The sequence below is a fragment of the Maribacter sp. genome (assembly GCF_039974175.1).
In the GTDB taxonomy this organism is placed as follows: domain Bacteria; phylum Bacteroidota; class Bacteroidia; order Flavobacteriales; family Flavobacteriaceae; genus Maribacter_C.
In genome coordinates this window covers 525,350-551,056 of the sequence record NZ_JBDWJN010000003.1, presented here as the reverse complement: position 1 = coordinate 551,056, position 25,707 = coordinate 525,350, and the positions used below count along the sequence as shown (strand labels likewise).

Genomic DNA, 25,707 nt, shown 5'->3' with positions numbered 1-25,707 from the left:
TGGTTTAAAACAATCTTCCTAAAAGTGCTTTGATAAAGGGCTTTTTCGGACACCCCCAAATGTATTTTAGGTCTTCCCAGAAAGTGGTCTGTTCATCTAGAAACTTAAAAATGAGTTTTGGATGCCTATTTTTGAAGAGGGTTTCAAAGATGTTGTGGCCATTGGCGTTGTCCTTATACAGCACATCTAAAAACAACAGATCATAAAACCAAAACCGATTTTTGAAGTTTAATTTATGTAGCGGTTTTCCAGTTTTTATGTATTCCAGTAAAACTGGAATTTTTCGTGCCGTGCTGGCAAAGGTATAGCCAGTACTGGGTTTGGCCCACCCTCCTGCAGTACCAATGTATCTAATATTAGCTGCGTGATGTTCTTGAAATTCATAGCAGGTCATGGGGATGCTTCCCATTTCAGTTTCTACGATTTCGTAATCTAAACAGTCCAAATCTCTTTCTAGGTAATCTTTGATCGCATTTTCGTATGCTTCTTTGGGGAGTACATCTTTGGAAAATAAGGTGTATTCTAAAAGCGCTTCGTTCTCTGAGGTGGGTAGCACATACATAAAACGAGTGTTGCCTTTTTGTTCAATGGAGAAGTCCATATAGGTGGCTTGGTCCGCATCAAAAACAGGTTTTTCAGTTTTTACAAACCATCCTAAAAAATGCTGTTGCAACACCGGATATTTTTTTTGGTGTGTTACCATTTCATAATGGAAGATGCTATTAAAAACTTTACAACCCATATAGGTTTCCTTTGATGTAGAAACCTTTACCATATCTCCGACCTCCTCGACATCGATAACCTCCGCTTGTTTAAAAATGATAGCTGGATGAATTTCAATTCGCTTTAAGAGCGACTCGTAGAAATCAAGGCCACGCACCATTTTGTAGGTATACGGATGAATCGCATAGCGCTTAGAGAATTTCTTCCCCGCGAAATAGATGTGATTCCATGATTTGTGAACAATAGCATCGAATTGTCCATTGCCTTTTTCCCAAAAGCACCAAGTACGGTCATTGGATTGTTTTAAATCCTTATCTAATAGTAAAATGGACTTCCCAGAGAAAAAATCATCGGTGATCATGGCATCTGCCAACATAAGTCCTGCAGCACCGGCACCTACAATTATATAATCGAAATTAGATGTGTTTGACAAAGAGATTTTGAATATGTGCTAAAATTACGGATTTCATCGCTTTAATCACCGCATTCATGTCGGTTTACGCTATTCGTAATATGGCCCAGAATATTGGCGAATAGCCAAGCCCGAAATCTAGTTCAGTCGATACCGTAGTCCGAAGAACCCACGAATACCTTGATTCGGCCCGTAAACATACGAGGGGTCAAACGTTAGAGCATTTGGGTTTTCAGCCGTAGCAACTGCATCACCATTGGCATCGAAAACAACATTGGTATCAAATGGGTCATTAGCCCGGGCAATGATAAAGGGGTTGTCCCGATTAGGCGTCCAATTCAGCAGATTTTTTATGCCTCCATAAAACTCAAAATTATCAAGTCCTTTATAGGTGAATTGTATGTTTTGAATACTCCAAACCGGTGAGAAATCACTTCTTGGGTCGTTTTCCCCTAAAGTGGGTAAGCGCATAGGGCCATAGAGGTTTCCTGTATAATCTACCCTAAGGTTAAGGCCTCTAAAGTTGTATCCTAGGTTCCAAGTGCCCGTATAACTTTCTGTTAAGATTTGACGGTTTGAAACCCCATTTTCGGTCTGGCGCACGTCTTGAAAAGTGGCTCCGACCAAAAATTTAAAACCCGATGGGAAAACAACATCTAGGTTTGCACTTATTCCTTGTGAAACTGACTTGCCGTTTAGATTATCATAAATAATTTGATTGGGATTGCTGTCATAATCGGGTAATATAGCATTGCTGAAATTGGTATAGAACAAGGAAGCGTCAATACTTGCAAATGTGCCATTATCGGCATAAATCTTTTTTAGATAATTGAGATTCACGTTGAAAGAGCGTTCGGGTTCTAGTTCTTCAGTTACGATGACATCTCTTGCTCCGGTAAGTGCTGCATGATCTTCGGTAAAAAGATTGACCACACGGAAACCAGTGCCCGCGTTGAATCGAAGAATATCATTATCGGTCATCTTCCAGCGATATGCCGTTCGGGGTGTATAAATAGAACCGTGCCTGCCATCATAATCATAACGAAGGCCCACTAACAGTGAATGCTTTTTTGCCAAGCGAATTTCATCTTGTACGAATACACTCGGAATGGTCACTTCATCTGCCGAAACGGTGGCGGTGGTATTGTCATTGTAATAGTTATACCGCAATGCACCACCCACCAAAAGGTCATGGCTGCCCACTTTTCTATCCCAGGTTAATTGAGCAAATCCAATGCGCTGATCGGCCAAATACGCCACATTACCATACACCGAATTCTGACTGTGGTCATTATAAGAGAATGAGAACAATAGTTTTTCCTTTACAGGAAGCTGGTATTTGCCCAAAACCTCCCAACGCCTGGTATAAATACTTTCTCCATAAATTTCATCACCTCCTCTGAATTCAGGTGTCCATTGTAACTCACCGCCCCATCTATCCTCATAAAAGAAGCGACCTGCCAATGAAAAAATACGATTACTTTCTCTTTGGAAATTCCATTTTTGAAAAATCGAGATACGGTCTTGAAGTGTTAGATCGGTAAAATTATCACCATTGTTATCAACTAATTCATCAAAGTTAAAATAGTTGATGCCTACCAATAAGTCAGTCTTCTTGCCCATATCTATTTTCGCTCCTACATCTAGATTGTACTCTCCCCAACCGGTTAGAAAGGCATCGGCAGCGAAATCGGGAGCCTCTAGAGCATTTTTAGTGATGATGTTTATCAGGCCACCAACCGCCTCGCTTCCATATAAGCTCGAGGCCGGCCCTTTGACAATTTCTATTTGCTCGATCAGAGAATTGGGTATTCCTGATAATCCATAAACTGTTCCCAAACCACTAACAATTGGCATACCGTCAATCAAAACCAAGGTATAGGGGCCTTCCAAACCGTTGATGTGGATGTCACCGGTATTACACACATTACAATTGATTTGAGGACGGACACCATTTACATTTTGCAAAGCTTCAAAAATGCTTGCTGTCGGATTCTTTTTCAAAAAGGTCGGACTATAGACTTCCACCGGCACAGGACTCTCAGAACGACTTACCGCTTTTAAAGTTCCTGTAACCACCATTTCTTCTAGTTGCTCGGAGGCGGCTGTTAATCGAATCGGAACGTTTAATTTCTCGTTTGCCCCTACAGCAATGTTTTTTGAAAAGTTGCGGTATCCCAATGCCGTTGCCTTAAGTTTATATGTTCCCGGAGGAATATTTTTCAAGGTATATCTGCCATTTTCATCAGAGGAAGTACCTAATTTTGTGCCTTCGAGATATACATTGGTAAAGGCGATAACAGCTAGGTCGTCTGAAACAATCCCTTGAATTTCTCCTTTTTGGGCATTTGCAGAAAGAACGCAAAAGTACAGGAGGACTGAAATAATATATATGGTATTTTTCCTTCTCAAATTATATTTTTAAAATCGCACAAAATAATATTTAGACAAAACTAAAAATTTGTTTTTACATATAAAAATGTATTTTTGTTGACAATACAACTTTATGACACTTTCGGAAGAGGATTATATCAAGGCGATTTATCACTTAGGCAAAGGAGAGAATACCAGAGTTTCTACGAACGCTGTGGCGGAAAAGATGGAAACCAAACCCTCTTCGGTAACCGATATGGTTAAGAAACTTTCAGATAAAGGAGTGGCCAACTACAAACCGTACAAAGGGGTGAGTCTAACGGAGTACGGACAGAAGATAGCCCTTTCTTTAGTGCGTAAACACCGTCTTTGGGAAGTTTTTCTTTTGGAAAAGCTTGATTTTTCTTGGGATGAGGTGCACGATGTAGCGGAACAGCTCGAACATATCAAAAGTGATAAGTTAATAGACCAACTCGACAAACATCTTGGTTTTCCCCAAGTAGATCCTCATGGTGATCCTATTCCTTCGAAAAAAGGAGAATTCAAAAAGGCTATTAAAAAGCTGTTGAGTGAAGTACCTACAGGCACAAGTGGTATTTGTGTAGGTGTAAAAGACTCTTCTCCACCATTTTTAAAGTTTTTAGACAAAAACAAAATTGCCTTGGGTGATACCATTTTGGTGCTTGACAAAGAGGAATTCGACGGTTCTCTCGACATCAAGATCAAGGAAAATACCATTCATATTTCTAATCTGATAGCAACGAACCTGTATCTTAAAATAACAGAATAAGCATGCAACAAGTAATTGATTATTTTGAGTCTATAGATCCCATACTGGCGGCTTTTTACGCTACGCTTTTTACTTGGGGATTGACCGCTGCCGGTGCAGCCCTGGTCTTTTTTTTCAAAAACCCTAAGCGTTCGGTTATGGACGGCATGCTAGGGTTTACTGGAGGCGTTATGGTTGCTGCAAGTTTTTGGAGCCTTTTGGCCCCAGGAATTGAGATGAGCCCTGGCGAAGGATTTGTAAAAGTTATACCTGCGGCCGTTGGGTTTTTATTGGGTGCGTTTTTTCTTTTTGGGCTAGATAAAGTCTTACCTCATTTGCATATTAACTTCAAGGAAGGTGAAGCTGAGGGTATCAAGACACCTTGGCACAAAACCACCTTGTTGACCTTGGCAATTACATTACACAATATTCCGGAAGGTTTGGCGGTAGGCGTTCTTTTCGGCGGAGTGGCCGCAGGTTTCGACGGTGCAACCATAGGGGGTGCAGTAGCCCTAGCTTTGGGTATTGGGTTGCAGAATTTTCCAGAAGGTTTTGCCGTTTCTATGCCGCTAAGACGGCAGGGGCTTACGCGAAGAAGAAGCTTTATGTATGGCCAGGCTTCGGCCATGGTAGAGCCAATCGCTGCAGTTATTGGAGCCTGGGCGGTAATAACTTTTCAACCGATTCTACCTTATGCACTTTCCTTCGCAGCTGGGGCTATGATTTTTGTAGTGGTAGAAGAGGTGATTCCTGAAACACAGCAAGACAAGCATTCTGATATTGCTGTAATGGGCTTCATTGGTGGATTTATCGTAATGATGGCCTTAGACGTCGGTCTAGGCTAAGATCCAACCAAGGAGGTTTAGGGCGTTGCTTACTTAAACATTCACACCGAATAAATAGCCGACCAATGCGGTAAGGCCCATAGCGACCGTTCCCCAAAAGGTTATTCTTAGTACGGCTTTACCGATGCTCGAACCTCCTGCTTTAGCGGCCATTGCACCTAATAGGACAAGAAATACAATGGCAAAACCATAGAGGTAATATTCTAAATTTTCCAGAGGTAAAACAAGAGCAACAAATAAGGGTAAGGCACCACCAATTGTAAATGCCGCCCCTGATGCCAAAGCCGCCTGTATCGGATTTGCCTGACTAATTTCATTAATACCTAATTCATCTCTTACATGGGCGCCCAAAACATCGTGTTCGGTCAATTCTTGGGCTACCCGTTGTGCGGTTTCTTTTTTTAGACCCCTTTCTTCATAAATTTGAGCCAAACGCTGCAATTCAATTTCGGGCATTTCTTCCAATTCTTGTTTTTCGCGTTCGATATCGGCCTTTTCAACATCTGTTTGAGAACTCACCGAAACATATTCTCCTGCCGCCATCGACAAAGCACCAGCAACCAAACCGGCTACGGTAGCCAACACTACAGGCTCTTTCACAGTACTTGCAGCAGCAACGCCTATGGCAATACTTGCCGTAGATAAGATGCCATCGTTCGCCCCGAGAACCGCTGCTCTCAACCAGTTACTTCGATGTATGTAATGGTTGTCTAAATAGTCATCCAATCCCTCTTTATTTTCAGCCATACTTTACGATTTGATTATTCAATTTACTCCCCCAAGACGTCAAAAGCCCCTTTGGTCAAAAAGGTATCTGCGTCTGAGAATGCAATAACATTAATAATTTCTGTATACCCATCTGAGCTGCTTCCGATTTGCACTTCCACTTTTTCAAAGGTATATGCGGTATCCAGGGTTGCAGTTGTTCGAAGCACATAGTATTTTCCTTCTTGTTCAACAACGGCTGAGGCAACTATGGCTTTCGAGGAGGTGTTTTCCGTAACGATCTCCGCATTCACATACATGCCTGTTAAAAAGTTATTCTGGCCCTCTTCATGCAAATGTCCATGTACTTTAATGGTTCGGTTTTCCTCAATAGAAGTACCAATTAAGTAGACTTCTGCTTCGAAAGTCTCCTCCGAAGCTTCTGGAATGCGAAACCGTATCGGTTGTCCTTTTTTGATTTTCATGATATCTTTTTCAAAAACCGAAAGTTCTAGATGAATATGGTCGTTGTCTATGATTTCTAAAATGGCGGTGGCGGGTGATACGTAAGTGCCTTTGGTCACGTTCATTTTAGTGATGCTTCCGTTAATGGGTGCAAAAATGGTGGCGATGCTACTTATATTACCTTGTTCCACTTGAACCGGCGAGATGTTGAGCATTGTTAATTGTTTTTTGAGCCCTTCGTATTGGGCATTGGCCGTTTTGAAATCGCTCTCTGCTTTTAGAAAACTTTTTTGGGAGGTAATGTTTTCTTCCCTTAAGGTTTTTTGGCGGTCGTACTCTGATTTTAGGTAGACAAGCTGTTGTTGGACCTCCATGTAATCTTGTTGAAGGCGAACAAATTCAGGGTTTTCAATAGTAGCAAGCATTTGCCCCTTTTTTACCGAATCGCCGATTAGCAAGGGTGTTTTTTTGATGTATCCACCCATCATCGCACTGACTACCGCTCGATTTTCGGGTGGCACGTCAATCATACCGTTGGTTGGTATGCTTATGGGAAAGGATTTTTCTTGGAGCCTCCCCAAAGCCATTCGGCTATTTTCGAATTGTTCTTTAGTAATGGTAATGCTACCATCGGAGGTTTCCGCTTCAGCAATAGAATTTTCGGTATTTTTTCTCTCACCACAGCTGTAAATAATAATGAAAATAAGGCCAATGCATATGGTTAAAAGTCTATTCATAGTATTATGTTTTTTTTCTAAGGTGTTATCAAAACCATTTTCGTGGGTTATTAAATTCCTATTTAAATCAGGCAAGAAGTGAAGTAAACGGTTGCTTATGAACTCCGATTTAACAGATGGCTTCGTTGCTCGCAATGATGTTCTTAAATTACTCATTGGTTTAAAGGCTTAAATAGTTCAACTGAATTACGGTTTGGTTATACCGATTTAAATTATCCAATCTTTCAAGTTGAATGTCGTTCGCATTCTCTATACTTTGGATATATTGGAAAAAATCGATTTCCCCATTTCTAAAACTGAGACTGGCTGTTTTCAAGAGTTCTTCAGATAATTCGCTACCCTCTGCTTCGTAATAGTCCAAAGCCTTGGCATATTTTTCGTATTGTGCTTTCAGCTCTATATAACGGGCATTCAATCGGAATTCAAATTCCTTGGATTGTTCGACTGCAATTTCTTCTGCAATTTTCGAGGCTCTAATACGAGCTGTATTTCCACCGAACAACAGTGGAATTTTGAGCCCCGCTTGATAGCCATTTAAACTACCTTCTATGGCGCTATTGGTACCTCGAAAATAGTTCAGACTTATACCAGGAAGTAGATACTGTGTCTCTTGTTGTCTTTTGGCAATTGCTAAATCAATAGTGTTTTTGGAATACGTCATTTCGGCCGTACCAGCAATATTTACACTCCTTAAGGCAATTTTTTGCACTGGAACTATTGTAATTTTAATACCGTTCGGTTTCTGAGTAATGGCTGTTAACTCGTTATAGGCTATTGCCGCATCTTGCTGCGCTTGTTCTAGTGTAATTTGTAGCTGTCGCTGCTTGGAGGAAGCTGTAATTTTTTCCAAGTAATTTGTTTCCCCAAGTTCGAAACGGCGTTTGGCCATATGGGCAAAATTCTGGTAAAGACTATCAAGGCGTTGATAGATGGTTTCCTTTGCCTTGGCATATAGGTACTGATAATACGCAGAAGTCACCTCTCGCTTCAGCGCCTTTTCTCGAATTTCATAGCTACTTAAACTAAGCGCATAATTTGCCTTGCTCACTTTCTTTTTGGCAAAATATATGGTGGGAAATAAGAAATCTTGTTGAACACCAAGCACATTGAGAGGTAAATTTCCGACCGATAAATTGTTTTGATCATAGCTGTAATACAGCCGTGTTTTGTCAAAATCGAAAGCATTGCCAATTAACACTTCCGATTGCTCCATACCGAGGTTGGCAGCTTTCAGGCCCGCATTGTTCTCAATGGCAAGGGCGATGAGTTCTTGTAAGTCTCCGCTATTCTCCTGCGCATTTCCCACTGTTGAAAAAACGAGTGCGATCAGCACCAAAATGATGTTCGCATTCTTATTTGACAAAGTTTTCCAAGGCCCATTTTTTCTCCGTTCTAATAGCGAATAAAGCACGGGGAGCACTACCAGGGTTAAAAGGGTTGCTGTGATTAGACCACCGATAACCACGGTAGCCAAAGGGCGCTGTACTTCAGCCCCAGCACTGGTAGAAAGAGCCATTGGCAAAAAGCCCAAGGCAGCTGCAGAAGCCGTCAATAGCACGGCACGTAAACGGTCTTTGGTGCCCTGTTTGATTAAGGTTTCCATATGGTCGAAATGTTGTTTTTTGAGTTCCTTAAAATGTTCTATCAATACGATACCATTCAGTACCGCAATGCCAAAGAGCGCAATAAAGCCTACACCTGCCGATATACTAAAGGGCATGTCTCTTATCCATAGAAGCAAAACACCGCCCACAGCAGCTAGCGGAATCGCTGTAAATATCAATAAGGCTTCCTTGACCGATTTAAAGGCGAAATAGAGCAACACAAAAATGAGTAGCAAAGCAATTGGCACGGCAACCAACAATCGAGACTTTGCACTTTGTAGGTTTTCGAACTGGCCGCCATAGCTAATGGTATAACCCACAGGGAGTTCTATATTTTCACTAACCAGTTTTTGCACATCATCTACCACCGATTGCAAATCGCGATCGCGTACATTGATACCTACTACAATTCTTCTTCTGGTATCATCTCGAGCAATTTTGGCTGCCCCTTTTTGATAACTGATTTCAGCTAATTCGCTAAGGGGAATCTTACCGCCTAAAGGGATGTCTACAAACAAGTTTTTAAGATTAACAATGTCTTTTCTATTTTCGGAATTCAAACGGACGACCAAATCGAAACGCTTTTCACCTTCGAAGACATTGCCCACGGTACGCCCTGCAAATCCCATAGAAACCATATCGTTGAGATCTTGAATGTTGAGTCCGTAACGGGCAATTTTTGCTCGCTTGTATTTCACATTCATTTGTGGAAGCCCGACAATCTTCTCTACAGAGATATCTGCAGCACCTTCCACCCCTTCTATAAGGGTCTTGATTTCATTACCCTTTTTGCTGAGGACTTCGAGGTTCTCTCCAAAAATTTTGATGGCAATGTCGGCGCGAACTCCGGTAATCAACTCATTAAAGCGCATTTCGATGGGTTGCGTGAATTCAACCTCCATACCGGGTATAATTGCTAATGCCGCTTTGAACTTATTCGCCAATTCATCCTTACTGTCGGCAGAAACCCACTCATGTTTAGGTTTTAAAGTAATAATAACATCGCTCTCTTCCATTGACATCGGGTCAGTTGGTACTTCAGCTGCTCCAATGCGGGTAACTACCTGTTCAACCTCTGGAAATTTTTCCAACAGAATTTGCTCTATTTGAGTCGTAGTTTCTACCGTTTTACTCAAGGAAGTTCCTGTTTTGAGTACAGGTTGTATTACAAAATCTCCTTCATCTAATGTAGGTACGAATTCGCCCCCCATTCTAGAAAATAGTACAGCAGTAATTATCAATAGAAGGGTCGACGAGGTTAGGACCAGTTTTTTGCTTCGTAAGGCCCAATCGATAATCGGTTCGTAACGAGAATTCAACCATCGCATTAACCGAACAGAAATATTTCGGTCAGAGGGCGGTGAGGGTCTTATGAATAACGAAGCAACTACAGGTACATAAGTAAAACAAAACACCATTGCACCTATTAGAGCAAAACTAAAGGTCAGAGCCATGGGTCTGAACATTCTACCTTCGATACCGCTTAAAGATAGAATTGGAATAAAAACGATGAGGATAATCAACTGCCCAAAAATGGCTGAATTCATCATTTTCGATGAACTCTTGAAGGTAATCACGTCTTTTTTAGCTTGTAATTCAGCTGCTCCTAAAGAAGACAATTCAGTACTTTTTGCTGTAATCTGAAAAGCAATGAATTCGACGATTATCACTGCTCCGTCAATGATGATTCCGAAATCGATGGCTCCCAGGCTCATGAGATTGGCATCTACTCCAAAAATGTACATAAGTGAAAGTGCAAATAGTAAGCACAATGGAATGACCGAGCCAACAACGAGCCCTGACCTATAATTGCCGAGCAAAAGAACAACTACAAAAATGACAATTAGAAAGCCTAAAATAAGGTTTTCAGCAACCGTAAAGGTCGTCTTAGCAATGAGTTCGCTTCGGTCTAAGAAGGGGTTGATATAAACACCTTCAGGTAATGACTTTGAAATTGTCGCCACACGTTCGTTTACCGCATCGATAACTTCTTTAGAATTGGCATCTTTGAGCATCATTACTTGTCCGAGAACTTTTTCGCCTTCACCATTTCCACTAATCGCGCCAAAACGGGTGGCGCTGCCATAACCTACTTCCGCTACGTCTCGAATGTAAACAGGAATACCTTCTTTACGCGTGACAACAATGTTTTTGATGTCTTCAAGGTTTTCCACTAAACCTTCTCCGCGAATAAAATAAGCCTGATTTGCTTTTTCGATATAGCCTCCTCCTGCGACGTTATTGTTCTTTTCCAGTGCCATAAAAACCTGTTGAGCGGTAATGTTCATGGCATGGAGTTTCTCTGTTTTAATGGCTACTTCATATTGCTTTAGAAAGCCACCCCAGGTGTTTACCTCTACCACTCCGGGTATACCTGAAAGTTGCCGTTTTACAATCCAATCTTGAATGGTACGCAAATCGGTTGCACTATAGCGATCTCGGTACGCAGGTTTGACATCAAGAATATACTGGTAGATTTCACCCAAACCCGTAGTAATTGGGCCCATTTCGGGAGTTCCGAAACCATCTGGAATTTTTTCTGACGCAGATTTGATTTTCTCGGTAATCAGCTGCCGCGGCAAATAAGTTCCGAGGTCGTCATCAAAAACTATGGTAACTACCGAAAGTCCAAACTTGGTAATGGATCGAATCTCTTGTACTCCTGGCAAATTGGCCATTTCCAATTCTACAGGATAGGTAATGAATTGTTCCATGTCTTGGGTAGAGAGGTTGCGCGATGTAGTGATGACCTGCACTTGGTTGTTGGTGATATCAGGTACCGCGCCAATAGGAATCTGGGTCAGCGAATACAAACCGAAGCCAACAATGAAAAGTGTAAACAAGAATATGATAAACTTGTTACGTATACTGAAACTGATAATGTTTGAAAGCATAATCCATAGAAATACTTATTACAGAAAACACGACTCGCAAAAGCGACGTGCAATTAAGGAAATTCAAGATGGGGTTATGCCTGCCTAGGAGGCTGAAGGAGTTCCTCTTGTGTTAAGGAGTGATAAGAAGCCTGATAAAAAAAATTGGAATCGAGGCCTAGTGCGAGGTCAATTTCAAGAGGATAATCGGGTGTTTGGTTCAATACAAAAGCCGAAAGTAAGGCGGTTTGACATTGGTGTTGAAAAGGGAGTTGCTCGTGCTCTTCTTTTTCTTCCTGATGATTTTGGCTGTGTTCCGCCTTCAATTCACCATAGTGTTTCGAAATAAACACTAGAAAGTTGTCTCCATATTCCTCTGCATGGAATTGGGCATGTTCGAATAGCTCGTCGAGCTCTACAATATCCTTAAAATGAATATTGAAACTCTGAACCAAAATGAGCAAAGAAACCGTTATGGAAGTAATTTTAAACATCTTACCTATGCTTAAAGATAAGAATTTTGTAGATGTGACTTGAAATATTCCACTTTGTAGATGAAATAAACCTCTTGGACTAATTTAAGTGTTCAACTGACTAATTTTTGCTTTCTTACTGCCCTCTCCCCAAGAGATTCTTAACGTATCACCTACTTATTTACGAAACAAATAGATAAATAAGTGGTTGTGATTGGCACTAATAAACAGCTGAATTTCTTTTTAATTTCATTTTTGTTCTTAGGAATGAAAGTTATAGCAGCATGCCATGTCACAGAAGTAGAATTGATAGCTCTAGAGACCAAAGTTTCAGACAGCATAAACTCCAAAAAGAAACCAAGGCAAGCTGAGAAAATTAAGAGTGAAAAAGTGACCTTGAATAAGAGAAATGTTGCCATTTATACCAATTTGCGAAAAGATGTTTCAGAAGCTGCATATTGGGAAAAAGGCAATTCGGTCAGTACAAATAGCTATACTATAAATGAGGTGTTTGAACCCAGTTCATTATCCAATGTTGTAAGCTTGAATATCTACGACAAGAACCTGAACACACATAGTTTTTCGGGTACGCAAAGTTTTATGTACGGCCTCAACTTTACTTCTGAGAACAACGTCAATACCAAACGAGAGTTAGTAGGTTTTGAATATCGTTTTAAAAGAGCAGATACTTTGAAGTTCGGTTATTCTGCAAGAGCCAGATTAGAACGCGATAACAGTGGCCAGACGTATTACCAGCTCGGAATTGGAGCAAAGTTAAAGGGCGAGAAAGGGTTCAATTTGTTGCGCTTGGATTATTTTCCTGTCCGCAGCGGTCCCGGACATATTTTGGAAATTTATAGAACCCAGTTGGCTAACTACAATGAATTTCAATTGACAAAATTTATAAAACAGATCGCGTCGGTAGAGGCAAATTATTATACTGACCGACAAGCCGACTTCATTTTTTCGACTCGCACAGAATATGTACTTGCCGAATCTAGAATGTTTAGGGTCGCTCCAATTTTAGAAGGTGCATATGGCTTGGGAAGTACAAATCGCCGTGATGCTTACCCCTACTGGATGGCAGCTAAGCGAGTTTATGGTGGTGGTGGACTTGCCCTTCGTATCGGATCAGAAACAGGTGCATTTCAAATGATTGCTGATGCCGCAGTCTTCGGAGAAGTTAATCAACTTGGCTTTGAGCGCTACACCGGTAATTTGTTGTATCGCATTAAAAACTTTTCGACTTTAAACGCTGGTTTTGAAGTATATACTATTGACAATTTCTACTCTAATGTTTTTCAATTCGGAATGGTTTATAGCTTTAAATAAGGTAATGCTACCTTCTCGCAGACAAGGCTAAATCACTCTTTCATCAATTCATACCCCTGATTGATTCCCTTTTCGATGGCTGGCACACCTCTATCCATCCAAACTGGCTTTGGGGCACCTTTCAAGTAGTAATCAAAGAATTGTGCCATTCTGATATTAAAATCTATTCTATTTTGCAGTTTTAGCGGCCAGTGTGGTTCGCCATTATAATTCAAAAACCAAGAAGGCTTGCCCAGTCTTCTTAGGCTCACGAAGAATTCAATGCCTTGATACCAGGGTACATGTCCATCTGCATCATTGTGCATTACCAATAATGGGGTGTTGATTTTGTCGATATTGAAGATGGGTGAATTTTCGATGTAGCGGCTTGGATATTCCCATGGTGTGCCTCCAATTCTACTCTGAGTATGTTCGTATTGAAATTGGCGACTTAAGCCGGTCCACCAGCGTATACCTCCATAGGCACTAATCATATTGGGTACAGGTGCTCCAGCCTCCGCGGCTTTGAAAATATCGGTTCTTGTAACGAGGTAAGCAATTTGATACCCACCCCAGCTATGGCCTTGAACGCCAATGTTGTCTTTGTCGATAAACCCTTTTTCGATTAATGATGTTACCCCTGGAATCACACAATTGTAGGCACTTTCTCCAGGATACCCCACACGATACGCCACATCAGGATTAAAAATCACATACCCTCTACTGGTATAGAAACTGTAGTTGATAGAAGATCTTTCCGCTCTAGGAATTCGATGTCTATGGATTCCGTCGGAACTACGCTCATAAAAATTAACGAGTAACGGATACTTTTTATTTGGGTCAAAATTGTCAGGTTTTACTAAGAGTCCGCTTAGTTCTTTTCCATCTAAAGACGACCAATTCATCAATTCAATGCTTCCCCAGTGGTAGTTCTTTTGTTGTGGATTTGCATTGCTTAAAACCGAAACCTTTTTGAAATCAGCATCTGCAGTTCTTATATCAGGAAATTCTTGAAACGACTCGCGACTAAAAATTATTTGTCTACTACGTTTTGCTTTTCTTGCGTTGGCAAAACGATAGGGTCCTGAAATCAATGGAGTAATTTTTTTGTTCTTTAACTGAAAATATACGAAACCAGAATTTTTGGTGGTCTCGTTAAAAGTGTTCAACAACCATTTTGATTTAGGGTCTAAAAATCGTTCCTCATCATCCAATTTGACATAGCCGTATCTAGTTTTAGTTTCCCGTCCTTGCGTTAGCCGAATTCCTTCGCCAGTTTTTGGATTGAATTGCCATAAATCGTAGCGGTCATAGAGTATGATTGATTTATCATCTTCGGTAAATCCTGCAAAACCATATGGGTACGGGTGGTCTGGGTAATCGTGCAACTCGCTATAGAAGACTTTGTTTTTAGTAAGGCTTGTGCGCTTCCCAGAACTGGTATCATAGGTCACCCAAGTGGTATCTTTACGACTATAACCAAATGCATATGTGGCCTTCGGACTCAGGAGCAAACCTTCTGATTTTTTAATCTCTGTTTGTGCTTTTCCAGTTAAGGTGTTTATAATTCGGTAGTCATAGTCGTTATAGCCCTTCCATTGACTTTCCAATTCGTAAGGCTTCTTTGTATTTACCATCGCGTAGATAGCATTACCCTCATCACCCAACTGACTATCCGGATAGGCTGCCGTTGCCAATTGCACCAAATTTTTGTTTTTTAATTGTATTGCCGTCTGATAGGAACGAACAGTGTCATTCTTCAACTGTAACTCCTGTACGGTATATAGTTGAGGTTCGTCATACGTCCATACTTCTACGTTGATGATTTCTTCGTCGGTGAGTGTTGTGTCTTTTATTACAGGAGGCTTGCGTAAACCAAAGAACAATTTTGATTCATCCTCAGAAAAACTCACTTTACCATGAGAGGAAACCAAATACCCTTTAGGAGCAGTTTCCGAATCGACCAGTTTTTCTGCCTTTGTCGCGCCATCCTTCCAATAATAAAGTTCGTTTGGTCTTAGCTGAATTTTGGTGGTGTCGGTGTCAACGACAAACCCGAGATGATGCCCAGATGCGCTAAAAGTTAACTGCCCAAATTTTGCTTTTTTTATACTATAAATATTGGATGTTTCTTTGGTTTTCAAGTTCATTACAACTACACCTGAGTTACTTTCCTTATCGGCTCCTGTTGTAGCATACGCGAAAAACTCCCCTTTTTTGGCAAAGGTAAAATGGGTCACGAATTTTAGCGTATCTTCTTTTTGACTCTCCAGATTTCGTAAGACCACATGGTAGCCGTTTTTCTTTCCAACTTTCTTAGGAGTCTCTTTCTTCTCTTTTTTTTCTTGAACAGAATCCTTGTTTTTTTCCTTGACATCTTCAAGAGAATAGGCAACATAACCAGACCATTCGTCAGGAAGTTTATAGGTTTTCACATTGGCGATTTTTACCAAATTCTTCGTTTCGAGATGGAGTATTGCTAATGTATCTTTTGGCAAGTCTTTCTTTTTGAACTTTCTGCTTTTCATCTCCCTCACACTGTCTTTCCAAGCTTTAATGATGAAAAGTACATTTCGCGAATCGTAGGTAAACATCCCCTTTTCACCACGGTCATATGCAAATACAGGTTTTCCGGAAACATCTTTTACTTTTAGAAAATTATCTTTTTCACCTTGCTCCAGAGAATACACAACATAGGCGCCGTTGGGTGATATTTGCCTCCCTTGAATAGTATTCCACAACGCATAATCGGAATGGTCAAGTACTTTTTTTTGACCTAAAACGGAAAGTGAAAAAAGAAAAATAGATAAGGTGACAAAAATTCTCATATCGTTGGTATAGTTTGTGCTCTTAAATATAGAATATTAATAAATCGTTATGGCAGATTTATAAGCTAAATGCAACAATAGTTATGACAAAGCCTGCGTTATGATTACGGAGTGAAATCCTATCTTTACCCGAGATATCTTTATGGCAACAAAAAAAAGACATTGGCTTTGGAATATTTTGGCAGTACTTACGGTCATTATCTGTTTGATGGCCTTTGCAGCCCACTACAAGAACTGGACACGAATTGAAGCTGATAAAATGACTATCCTATCAGGAATTTACTACCATGATGTTGCTTACAAAGACTTGGACCATGTGGAGTGGGTAGATAAAATTCCTCCTATGGTTCGATTGAATGGCTTTTCGGCCTTTGAAAAAGGCAAAGGTGTCTATCAAGAGTTTAAGGACACGCTTACGGATAGGAAGGTATATGTTTTTGTGGATAATTTCGAGAATCAAAAAATTCATTTAATAAATAAAGACTCTTCACAACTTTTTTTGAATTTGAAAGATTCACTAGAGACCGTCGAAATGTTCGACTTTTTCAAAGGTAAGGTGGATTTTCAGGGCAAAAACTAAGAAGGAAATTAAGAAATATGCGTCTGACCAATATTCTATTTTTCTTCTTTTTGATCGGTTTGCCGTTTATGGTCGCTTCACAAAATACGCTGACCATCAAGGTGGAGGGTGTAGCTTCTTCCAATGGCTATATCGCCGTTGGAGTATATTCCGATGAGGATAGTTTTTTAAAGGATGGTGGGGCTTTTACCGGAGTTTTTGCACAAGCGGAAAAAGGTACTACACGTATTGAGCTTCCCGATTTACCCAATGATAAGTATGCAGTTTGTGTTTTCCATGATGAAAACGGAAACAAGGAAATGGACACCAATTTTATTGGTATTCCCAAAGAGCCCCTTGGCTTTTCAATTGGGAGATTAAAAACCTTTGGCCCCCCTAATTTTGAAGAGTGCTCTTTCGAAATGACATCAGATTTTGAAATTAAAATCCCAATCAAATAGTAAGATTCTAAGGTTTTGTTAATCCTTTGTTTTTAAATGTCTCAAGTTGTATTTTGAGACTCTAATCAATAAAAACAACAATCATGGAAACTAAAGAAATCGCAGAAAAATTGGTAGCGTGGTGTAACGCTGGAGAATTTGAAAAACCGTACCAACATCTGTATAGCCCAAATATAGTAAGTATCGAAAATGATGGAAAAGGCGAAGGCGGCTATGCCGAGGGCTTCGACGGAATTGAGAAAAAAGGGGAATGGTGGAAAGAAAATTTCGAAATGCACAGCAGTACCGTTTCAGAACCTATAGTTGCCGATAATTGGTTTTCGGTACGCTTCGAAATGGATACTACGCATAAGCCTTCAGGCTATCGATCTACAATGTCTGAGATTGGCGTTTATCAGGTAAAAGACGGAAAAATTGTAAAGGAGCAGTTCTTCTATGATGAGGAGAAACAATAATTATTGATAGGTCGTAATTTTTATCACACCATTTCCGGCTCTTGATCCATAAAAGGATGCGTCTGCTGCAGATAGCGCCTCAATTTTTTTTACGTTTACACTTTCTACAATACTGTTTACAGAACTAAAGGAGTTCCCAATAATGTAGTCATTTAAAATGTAGAGGGGTTGCCCTATGGAAGACAAAGAATTACTACCCTTTGAAAAAAGGGGTATTCCACCTCGTATGGTCATTCCGGGTAATTTGCGAATGCGATTTAGTAGCGATATGGCTTGCCTGTTTTTTTCATCGAGTTTGGTCTCCAAAGGCGTTTCATTTGTGGAAGCTTTTGCACTAGATTTGCAAGCGGTAAAAAGCAAAATCGTTCCCAAAAGTAAAACAGCGAGTATACGTTTCATAGTTGCAATAGTTTGATCGTTGCGGAAAGATAGCCAGAATTGTAATAGCTTCTGTATGTTTTTGTAGGGAATTAAACTTATGTTAAATTTATTTTGAAACGAATGGTTCAAATTATATTTGCACCTTAATAATTGAGTTATGCCAAGAATTGAAGAATTCGATAGGGAGAATGTGTTGCTAAAAGCAATGCATGTTTTTTGGGAAAAAGGGTATAACGGAACGTCTATACAAGATCTGGTAGCAGTTACTGGTCTGAATCGTTCAAGTATATATAATTCTTTTGGTTCCAAGTTGGAATTGTATCAAGAAACACTAAAGCGATATCATAAAAGCGGTAATGCACAGTTTCAGAAAGCTTTGATGAAGGCTAGAAATCCTTTGGAAGCGATTCGCTTGATCTTTGAGGGCTTTTTACCGGAAATCATGAATGATAATGAAGACAAGGGGTGTTTCGCTATGAACTGTAAGGCCGAAATGGGTAACCAAGATCAAGACATTAGAAGATGGCTGTTAGATCAGCAGGAAAATACATTGGCTGTTTTTCAACAATTAGTTGCCGACGGTCAGGAACAAGGCACCATCAATAAGGAACAGGACAGTAAAACCTATGCCTATCACATTTTCAATGCTTTTCAAGGCTTTCGAATGACTGGAATCTTAGTAAAGGATAGAAAAGTGCTTCAGCCGATAATCGACAATGCAATTAAAGTAATAATCTAAATATTTTTTTAATCTTTTTTGAAACGAACGTTTCAAAATATAACATAAACACAATGAATAAATTTCAAGACAAGGTAGTATTGGTTTCTGGGGGAAATTCTGGAATCGGATTGGAAGCTGTAAAAGGTTTTTTGAAAGAAGGTGCCAAGGTGGTCTTTTCAGGAAGGCGCCAGGAAGCGCTAGATGAGGCGACAGCAGTACTTTCGGGTAACTTCAAAGCCGTTTTAGCCGATCAATCAAAACCAGCAGATAACCAAAAGTTGATCGAAGATGCAGTGCATGCTTATGGTAAGATCGATGTATTATTTGCAAACGCCGGTGTGGCCTTTTTCGCCCCGGCTGATCAAATCGATGAAGATCATTTTGATTCGCAATTCAATATCAATATTAAGGGGCCAATGTTTTTGGTAAAACACGCTATTCCCCATTTGAACGATGGCGGATCTATTATTTTCAACACCTCAATTGTTCATCAAAAAGGATTTGATGGGGCTGCGGTTTACAGCGCTACGAAAGGAGCCTTACGTGCTTACAATAAAGTGCTTACCACAGAATTAGCACCAAGAAATATACGGGTTAACTCTATAGCTCCCGGACCTATTGGAACGCCAATATATGGAAAGATGGGAATGACCGAAGAGGTTGTTAACGAGATGGGGGAAGGTTTTGCTTCTATGGTGCCTCTAAAACGTTTTGGAGAGCCCAAGGAAATTACAGATGCAGTATTGTTTTTGGCATCCGATGAGGCCAGCTATGTAAATGGAGTCGAATTATCGGTCGATGGAGGTTTAAGTCAAGTATAGTTCAATTCATAAGAAAGCCTGCCAGGAAACCGGTAGGCTTTTTTAATTCAATAGGATGCGACTACAAAATAATAGTGAGTAAGAAATAGTTAATCAAATCAACAAAATATAGTAAATACTGTTAAAAATTGCCTTAAAAGCTAATAAAATTCGAATTTAATCGTTTGATTACCTGAGGATTTGATGATTTTCTTGTTGAGGAAATCTGACCATTCTGCCAACCAAATTTAATCAAAATTCACTACCCCTATGAAAGCATTTCCTTGCTTCGTTTTGTTATGGCTTTTGCTGAGCTTACATGTTTCCAACGCACAAAATAGCGTTGCGATTGATGGACGCTTACAACCCATATTGAATGATTTCTTCGAGGAGTGCAAAAAGTACGACATCGACTATCACGACAAACTATTTCAATTGACCAATATCGATATTTCCAATGATTTGCCTTTAGAAGAGAACAATACGGTTTTAGGTATGGTAACGCGAGACGCAGACGGTAATGTGGAAAACATCTTGATCAATTGGGCGGCGATGTTTGATCCTGAAATGCTCAAGGTGGTGGCTTTTCATGAATTTGCACATCACTTTTTAGATTACAAACATAGCTGTCAAGATTGTAATGAAATTATGGCGGTAACGAATACAAGTTACTTTGATATCGCGCGCGATTGGGAAAACCAAGTGCAAAACCTATTTACGACTTCACCGATATACCTGGCCAAAGAAGCGATAACACCCGTTGCGACGAACGCTCTAAATTAAATCGTTTCTCAATTCTTAAAAAATTTGTGTAATAGCTATCTTCGAACCTAAATTTGAAATATGGTTCTTCTAGCTCATTTTATAGGTGCTCTTTATGGGGTATTGGCTGTGATTTTCGGAGCCTTTGGTGCGCATGCACTTAAAAAATCTTTTTCCGAAGATCAATTGAAAAGTTTTGAAACGGGGGTAAAGTATCAAATGTATCATGCCATTGTTCTCTTGATACTTGGGTTCAATTTGAATCTTGAAACTTCCCTTGAAGCATATATGATTTACTGCTTTATCATCGGCACTTTTCTTTTTTCTTTTAGCATTTATGCCTTGACTCTTGGTGCATCTAAAGGAAGAAAATTCAAATTTCTTGGGCTGATAACGCCATTGGGCGGCTTGCTTTTGGTTAGCGGATGGAGTTTACTCCTGTATTCGATAATACAAAACATTGTTTGATTCTTTTGCTTATAGTACGAAGCGATAGGTGGCCTTTACCAAGAAGATATTCTGGGGTTTCTCATCGTTAAAAATATTATCGCCTAGATCATTGAAAAGTCCGTTTTGCGGGTTACCTGATTGAGATACGTCTTGTGACCATACCAAAAATATTTCCGAACCAGGAATGTATTCCCACCGAACAACGAGATTTGACCGAAATTGAACAAATGAAAAATCAGGGTTATCAAAAGTGAAATCCGCAACATTATCTAGATTTCTGTCAATAGCGTATGTTCCATCAGTAAAGGAAATCTGGCTTTCAGGATATAGGGAGATACGTTCATCAAAGGTTGCCGCCATAGGGTTGACGACTTCCTTAAAATCGGAATACCTTCCCCTTGAAATAAATGGTTGCCCCCAATATTGAATCGTCAAGTTCGGATTGATCGTATAGTTCAAGCGTAAAGACATGCTTAGGGTTCTTTGATCAACCGTGCCCGTGAGATAGGTGGTTTCTCCATTTACATCAATGTTGTCGATGTATTGCAGCTTGTCCATATTTATTCCGTACTCCGGATTTGCCGAGATGCTAAGCGCATTTATGGGTTGATAGGTAATGCCAAAATCAATATTGTATGAATTGTACGAATTGTCTGTTCCTTTTTCCCCTCTATGAAAAACATTAAAACGAACCTTTTTTCTTCGATCCGTATTGTAGCCGTTAAAGAAACTTATTTCTGCCGCCTGACGAAGTCTCGGGCCACCACGCAAAGCAAAGTTGGAGTATTGTTTTGGTGCGTAGGTAAAACCGACATTGGTGAACCAGTTGTTATCCCAGTTTTGCCAGCTATTGGTGTTGAAGCGAAGACTATTGTGATTGCCTCCAAAATCCCAAACACTCCAGTGGTTGTAATTGATACCTACCCTGCGAAAGGTTTCTGTAGGTTTTAAGGTTTGATAACCGATCCAGGTGTAATGCCGAATATCGTCTGCTTGTCGTTGGAATCCGATATCATTCAACTCTAGCTCTGGAGACCTCCAAGTGGCCCCTGTTTCGAATTTCCAATAGCCATTGCCGGCTTTACCCAGCTGCAGATTGCCTCCGGTGCCTGTCAATGAGGTGCGAGTTTCATCAACCGAAACATGATCTGCACCCACCCTTTGAAACAAATGGGTTATTGATTCTTGGGTATTGCTAATAGCTTCATTACTTCCGTTAACACGACTAAAAATCATATTGCCACCCACATACCAATCACGTTCATGCCATTGGTGTTTAAAGTCGACACCTCCGGTGAAGGCTGAGTGGTGCAAAAAGTTGAGTTCGGGTGTTAATTGGTCTCTATTGGTTGCTGTAAAGATTCCTCCGACAAAGGTATTTCGATCATTAAAATCTTTTTGAACCCGTCCAACGAAATAGTTGGTCAAAGGCTCTACCACTTCTTTTCTACGCTCCCCGTTGTTGTCAATGGTCGCATACTTCTTAGCAGTTACGCTTTCCAATACCCCTATAGACCATCCGTCTTTTGTTTTACCACTAAATTTTGCTGCACCCAATATTGCTGTGTTTTCAGGCTGGTCTACATATTCTTCATCTTCGGTATCTGGAAATCCCTGTGGGCTTCTTCCAATCCTTCGTGAATAAAACACATTATCAAACCCAAAGGTGTTGCCTGCTTCTGATTGACTAACGCGGTAGTCGAAAATATTTTTGTTCTCTACAAAGAAAGGACGTTGCTCTCTAAAGAAAATTTGAAATCCGTCAAGCGCGATCGCCGAAGGATCGGCTTCTACTTGCCCAAAATCAGGATTAATGGTCAAATCAAGAGTCAGGTCATTGGTAATTCCAATTTTGGCGTCAAGCCCTCCTGTGATTTGATTGTCTCTACCATCACGAAATGGATTTCCGGCTTCGGCCTCAAATGTTTCTAGTTTAGCCACAGTGTAGGGCTGAATTTCCAATTGTTTTTGGGGTTCTATATTTACCAATCCGTTAAGCAAACCAAATTCACTTACAAAACCAGGGGTATCTTGTTTGATGCGCTGCCAAGCGTAGCGCTCTGCACCTCTAAAGTATTGTCTATCTACCTGAATACCCCAAACCTGTTCCTGGGCTTTACCAAATTTCAATTGGCTGAAAGGTATTTTCATTTCTGCCGTCCAGCCTTCCTCGTCAAGATTGGTTTTGGTATACCATATCGGATTCCAACTTTCATCTTCGTTGTTGCCATTTTCTGAACTAAAAAAATCTGCTTTTACTCCAGCAGCCGTAGTAATAAAACCGAAAGCACTTCGCTTATCGTGATAACTATCAATGAAAATACCTACCCAATCACCTTGAAACCCGTCTCGTCGTGACAGTCGCATTTCAACCTTATCTGGGTCACTATCATAGGCGCGTATGCCTACGTATAGGAACTTTTGATCATAAACAATCTTAAACTTAGTTCGGTGATCGGGCAGGGTATTTTCGTCAGGTCTTCGTTCGATAAAGTCACCTTCCCACTCGACAATTTCCCAGCCTGGGTCATCGAGCAATCCGTCTATTTCTGGGGATGCTACCTCATTAAGAAATTTAGTGGTATAGGTTCTTTGAACAACAACATCGGTGGAATCTTGTGCAAAAAATACTGTTTGTGCAAAGAGTATTGCACAAACAGTAAACAAGTTGGTCTTCATGTTTTCGATTTATGATTGATGTGACTTAAAGACTCATAAAAAATTGGGTAGTTACAGTATGATTTGATTTTAATCTTTTTTTAACAAATTGTAACTCTTATTTGCTATTATCGTGATATGCCAAGCTTTTTTAATTGTTCTTTTCCATATTCGTTTTCAGGATGAAGTGCTATTGATTTCTGGTAGTTTTGGATGGCCAATTTTTTTTGGCCAATAGCCATGTAGGCTTCCCCTAAACTGTCATAAACATTCCAAGAATCTGGAAATGCTTGTACATTAAGTTTAAAAATGGCAATGGCTTCTTGTGGCTTCTCGAGTTGTAATAATAAGTAGCCAACAGCATTCATTTCATCTTCATTATAAATATAATTTTCATCGGCTTTGATAAGGGTATAGTACTTTTTTGCTGCCGGAATACCATCTTTTAATAAGGTCATAAGTACTGCCAGCGGTAAGGTTCTTTCAGCCTTCGGAAAGTTGGTCTGTCCAAACTCGTAAAACGCCATAGCAGCTTCATATTCTTTATCCCTTAGCCGTGCATAAGTGCCGTTGGTTAAGATATTTCCATCGATGTTCATTTGTAGTTTGGGAAAATTTTGCTTGTACAATCCCAAAACTGCTTCTGCGTCTTCAACCCTACCATCGCCTAAAAAGGTGCTTACGACATTTTTTAGTTCATTTGAATCTAAAGGCTCATAGGTTGAACTGTTGCCCATTTTTTCATACCACGAAAGCCCTTTATCCTTTCCTTCGTCAATAATGATATCTTGTAGCGCATAGGCCAGTGATTTTTTCAGAGTGAAAAGTTTTCCGCCCTTTATAATGGTCTTTTTAGAGAGCAGATGCTTCTGGTCTTCGAACGGGTTTTGATCAAAAAGTATCATATCCGCTTTCTTACCTATTTCGATGCTGCCGTAATCATCAGTTAACTGCATTGATTCATAACCGTTTAGGGTTGCTATTTGTAGAACGTCTACCATGGGAATACCTGCTTCATGTAATAGCATAAGCTCATGTAGCATAGCCTTTCCGCCATAGCGACAATCGGTACCTACACGAATCTTAACTCCTTTTTCATGGGCCTTTTTTACATAAAGCATCATGGCATCATAGGCGTCGTACAGTTGTTTTTGCTGCGCATCAGTATAAGAGACCATTGGGGTTCTTCGAATCGGAAAATACTCAAAAGAGGTAAAGAAATTGGTTTTTCGGGCTGATGAAGCCAGTACGTTCAAAGCCGTGCTAATAGAAGCTCTATTAGCGGCCATGCGGTCAAACAGTGCCATCAGTTGTGCTTCGAATTCTGGGTTTTCTTTGATATAACTGAAAAAGAAGACCATATGAGCCGAGAATTCATCTATGCTGGGAGACATTTGAATGCCGTACGCTTTATTCATAGTCTTCCAATGTTCATCGTAGTTTAAAATGCTTGGTGTTACCGTAAAGAAATGCTCGAAGTTTTGAATGCCCAATTCCATGGCCTCATCAATGGTAACTACATTGTTATCGGTATGGGTGTTGATCGTAATATCGAATTTTTGAGCTTCGTCAGCCATCGCCTCAAAATCGGGTTTCTTCAACTTTCGATACAGCTTCATATGCTTCAAACCTTTTTCGGCGTATTCACGAACTTTCCTCCTTCCGTCTTCTGGGTTCATGACTTCAATATGATGCTGTGGTTGCCGGTAGTTCGCATCGGAAACCATTGATCCACCGCAGATAAAAAGATTTGGGTATTGTGGAGAAGGTTTTTTTTGCCAATTTAGAGTGACATCCATCCACGCTTCAGGTTGACCCATGTCGATGATGGTGGTAACGCCATAGGCCAAATACATTTGAGTCATAAGGCCACGGGCCAGATCATAGTCACTTTCGGCAATATATTCTGGGGCAAAATCACTACTGCTGGTATAATTCTGCATCAAATGCGTATGGGTGTCTATGAACCCAGGAGTTACGAGCCTTTCTTTACCATCAATCACCGTTTTAGCGGAAAACTCTTCAGAGAAATCGATAACAGCTGCGATGGTATCTGCTTTGATCAAAATGGTCTTGTTTTCCAGTACCGTCTTGTTCTTGCTGTCGAAAAGGCTTACATTTTTTATAGCTAGGTCGTATTCTGTTTTAGAACAACTAACGAAGTTCAAAACAAGGCATAGGAATGCCGTTAAAAATAGTACGTACTTTTTCATTTGTTTTATTTATAGCGTAGTAAATCGGTCATATGCAATTCGCCAATAGTCATATCGATTGGTCTCGAAGTAACCGTTAAAACGCATTGCATAAGACACTTTTGACCCTGCCTGAAGTCGCGAGGGCGC

At 40.2% G+C, this 25,707-nt stretch carries 20 protein-coding genes; 10 read left to right on the top strand and 10 right to left on the bottom strand.

Going from position 1 to position 25,707, the window contains the following annotated elements; all coding sequences use genetic code 11:
- Positions 1-4 precede the first annotated feature (4 nt).
- Positions 5-1,156 carry a lycopene cyclase family protein gene (locus ABJN95_RS03485; RefSeq protein WP_348368607.1) on the bottom strand — a complete coding sequence of 384 codons (1,152 nt, stop codon included), beginning with the start codon at positions 1,154-1,156 and terminating at the stop codon, positions 5-7.
- Between the two features lie 117 nt (positions 1,157-1,273).
- A complete protein-coding gene (locus ABJN95_RS03480) occupies positions 1,274-3,547 on the bottom strand; it encodes a TonB-dependent receptor (protein WP_348368606.1) in 2,274 nt (757 codons plus the stop codon).
- Positions 3,548-3,641: 94 nt separating this feature from the next.
- On the opposite strand from ABJN95_RS03480, the gene ABJN95_RS03475 reads away from it, so the two are divergent.
- Positions 3,642-4,298 carry a metal-dependent transcriptional regulator gene (locus ABJN95_RS03475; protein ID WP_348368605.1) on the top strand — a complete coding sequence of 219 codons (657 nt, stop codon included), beginning with the start codon at positions 3,642-3,644 and terminating at the stop codon, positions 4,296-4,298.
- A gap of 2 nt (positions 4,299-4,300) precedes the next feature.
- Positions 4,301-5,122, top strand: a complete 822-nt coding sequence (locus ABJN95_RS03470) for a ZIP family metal transporter (protein WP_348368604.1) — start codon at positions 4,301-4,303, stop codon at positions 5,120-5,122.
- A 33-nt stretch (positions 5,123-5,155) separates the two neighbouring features.
- Here ABJN95_RS03470 and ABJN95_RS03465 read toward each other — a convergent pair whose 3' ends face one another.
- From ABJN95_RS03465 to ABJN95_RS03450, 4 genes are all read right to left on the bottom strand, one after another.
- Positions 5,156-5,869, bottom strand: a complete 714-nt coding sequence (locus ABJN95_RS03465; RefSeq protein WP_348368603.1) for a VIT family protein — start codon at positions 5,867-5,869, stop codon at positions 5,156-5,158.
- A gap of 23 nt (positions 5,870-5,892) precedes the next feature.
- Positions 5,893-7,029, bottom strand: coding sequence for an efflux RND transporter periplasmic adaptor subunit (locus tag ABJN95_RS03460; RefSeq protein WP_348368602.1), 1,137 nt, complete (start codon positions 7,027-7,029; stop codon positions 5,893-5,895).
- Between the two features lie 160 nt (positions 7,030-7,189).
- A complete protein-coding gene (locus ABJN95_RS03455) occupies positions 7,190-11,527 on the bottom strand; it encodes a CusA/CzcA family heavy metal efflux RND transporter (protein ID WP_348368601.1) in 4,338 nt (1,445 codons plus the stop codon).
- Positions 11,528-11,601: 74 nt separating this feature from the next.
- Positions 11,602-12,000, bottom strand: a complete 399-nt coding sequence (locus ABJN95_RS03450; RefSeq protein ID WP_348368600.1) for a hypothetical protein — start codon at positions 11,998-12,000, stop codon at positions 11,602-11,604.
- A 246-nt stretch (positions 12,001-12,246) separates the two neighbouring features.
- Between ABJN95_RS03450 and ABJN95_RS03445 the strand changes: the two genes are divergently transcribed.
- Positions 12,247-13,311, top strand: a complete 1,065-nt coding sequence (locus ABJN95_RS03445; RefSeq protein WP_348368599.1) for a hypothetical protein — start codon at positions 12,247-12,249, stop codon at positions 13,309-13,311.
- Between the two features lie 32 nt (positions 13,312-13,343).
- Here ABJN95_RS03445 and ABJN95_RS03440 read toward each other — a convergent pair whose 3' ends face one another.
- Positions 13,344-16,118: a prolyl oligopeptidase family serine peptidase gene (locus ABJN95_RS03440; protein ID WP_348368598.1), complete on the bottom strand. Its 2,775-nt coding sequence runs from the start codon at positions 16,116-16,118 to the stop codon at positions 13,344-13,346.
- A gap of 142 nt (positions 16,119-16,260) precedes the next feature.
- Here ABJN95_RS03440 and ABJN95_RS03435 point away from each other — a divergent pair, with 142 nt between their 5' ends.
- From ABJN95_RS03435 to ABJN95_RS03425, 3 genes are all read left to right on the top strand, one after another.
- Positions 16,261-16,698: a hypothetical protein gene (locus ABJN95_RS03435; protein ID WP_348368597.1), complete on the top strand. Its 438-nt coding sequence runs from the start codon at positions 16,261-16,263 to the stop codon at positions 16,696-16,698.
- Between the two features lie 17 nt (positions 16,699-16,715).
- Positions 16,716-17,138 (top strand): DUF2141 domain-containing protein, encoded by a 423-nt coding sequence (locus ABJN95_RS03430; protein ID WP_348368596.1) that lies wholly within the window; start codon positions 16,716-16,718, stop codon positions 17,136-17,138.
- A gap of 83 nt (positions 17,139-17,221) precedes the next feature.
- Positions 17,222-17,593, top strand: a complete 372-nt coding sequence (locus tag ABJN95_RS03425) for a nuclear transport factor 2 family protein (protein ID WP_348368595.1) — start codon at positions 17,222-17,224, stop codon at positions 17,591-17,593.
- On the opposite strand, the gene ABJN95_RS03420 is transcribed toward ABJN95_RS03425, so the two are convergent.
- Positions 17,594-17,992 (bottom strand): hypothetical protein, encoded by a 399-nt coding sequence (locus ABJN95_RS03420; protein WP_348368594.1) that lies wholly within the window; start codon positions 17,990-17,992, stop codon positions 17,594-17,596.
- 139 nt (positions 17,993-18,131) lie between these two features.
- Here ABJN95_RS03420 and ABJN95_RS03415 point away from each other — a divergent pair, with 139 nt between their 5' ends.
- The 4 genes from ABJN95_RS03415 to ABJN95_RS03400 all read left to right on the top strand — a co-directional run bounded on the left by ABJN95_RS03415 (position 18,132) and on the right by ABJN95_RS03400 (position 20,725).
- The gene (locus ABJN95_RS03415; protein ID WP_348368593.1) at positions 18,132-18,713 is read left to right on the top strand and encodes a TetR/AcrR family transcriptional regulator; all 582 of its coding nucleotides are present in this window, start codon (positions 18,132-18,134) and stop codon (positions 18,711-18,713) included.
- A gap of 53 nt (positions 18,714-18,766) precedes the next feature.
- Positions 18,767-19,516, top strand: a complete 750-nt coding sequence (locus ABJN95_RS03410) for an SDR family oxidoreductase (RefSeq protein WP_348368592.1) — start codon at positions 18,767-18,769, stop codon at positions 19,514-19,516.
- Positions 19,517-19,765: 249 nt separating this feature from the next.
- Positions 19,766-20,278 (top strand): hypothetical protein, encoded by a 513-nt coding sequence (locus tag ABJN95_RS03405; protein ID WP_348368591.1) that lies wholly within the window; start codon positions 19,766-19,768, stop codon positions 20,276-20,278.
- A 60-nt stretch (positions 20,279-20,338) separates the two neighbouring features.
- The gene (locus ABJN95_RS03400) at positions 20,339-20,725 is read left to right on the top strand and encodes a DUF423 domain-containing protein (protein WP_348368590.1); all 387 of its coding nucleotides are present in this window, start codon (positions 20,339-20,341) and stop codon (positions 20,723-20,725) included.
- A 9-nt stretch (positions 20,726-20,734) separates the two neighbouring features.
- Here the strand turns inward: ABJN95_RS03400 and ABJN95_RS03395 are convergent, their stop codons facing one another.
- Positions 20,735-23,386 carry a DUF5916 domain-containing protein gene (locus tag ABJN95_RS03395; RefSeq protein WP_348368589.1) on the bottom strand — a complete coding sequence of 884 codons (2,652 nt, stop codon included), beginning with the start codon at positions 23,384-23,386 and terminating at the stop codon, positions 20,735-20,737.
- A gap of 107 nt (positions 23,387-23,493) precedes the next feature.
- A complete protein-coding gene (locus ABJN95_RS03390; RefSeq protein ID WP_348368588.1) occupies positions 23,494-25,578 on the bottom strand; it encodes an amidohydrolase family protein in 2,085 nt (694 codons plus the stop codon).
- Positions 25,579-25,707 lie beyond the last annotated feature (129 nt).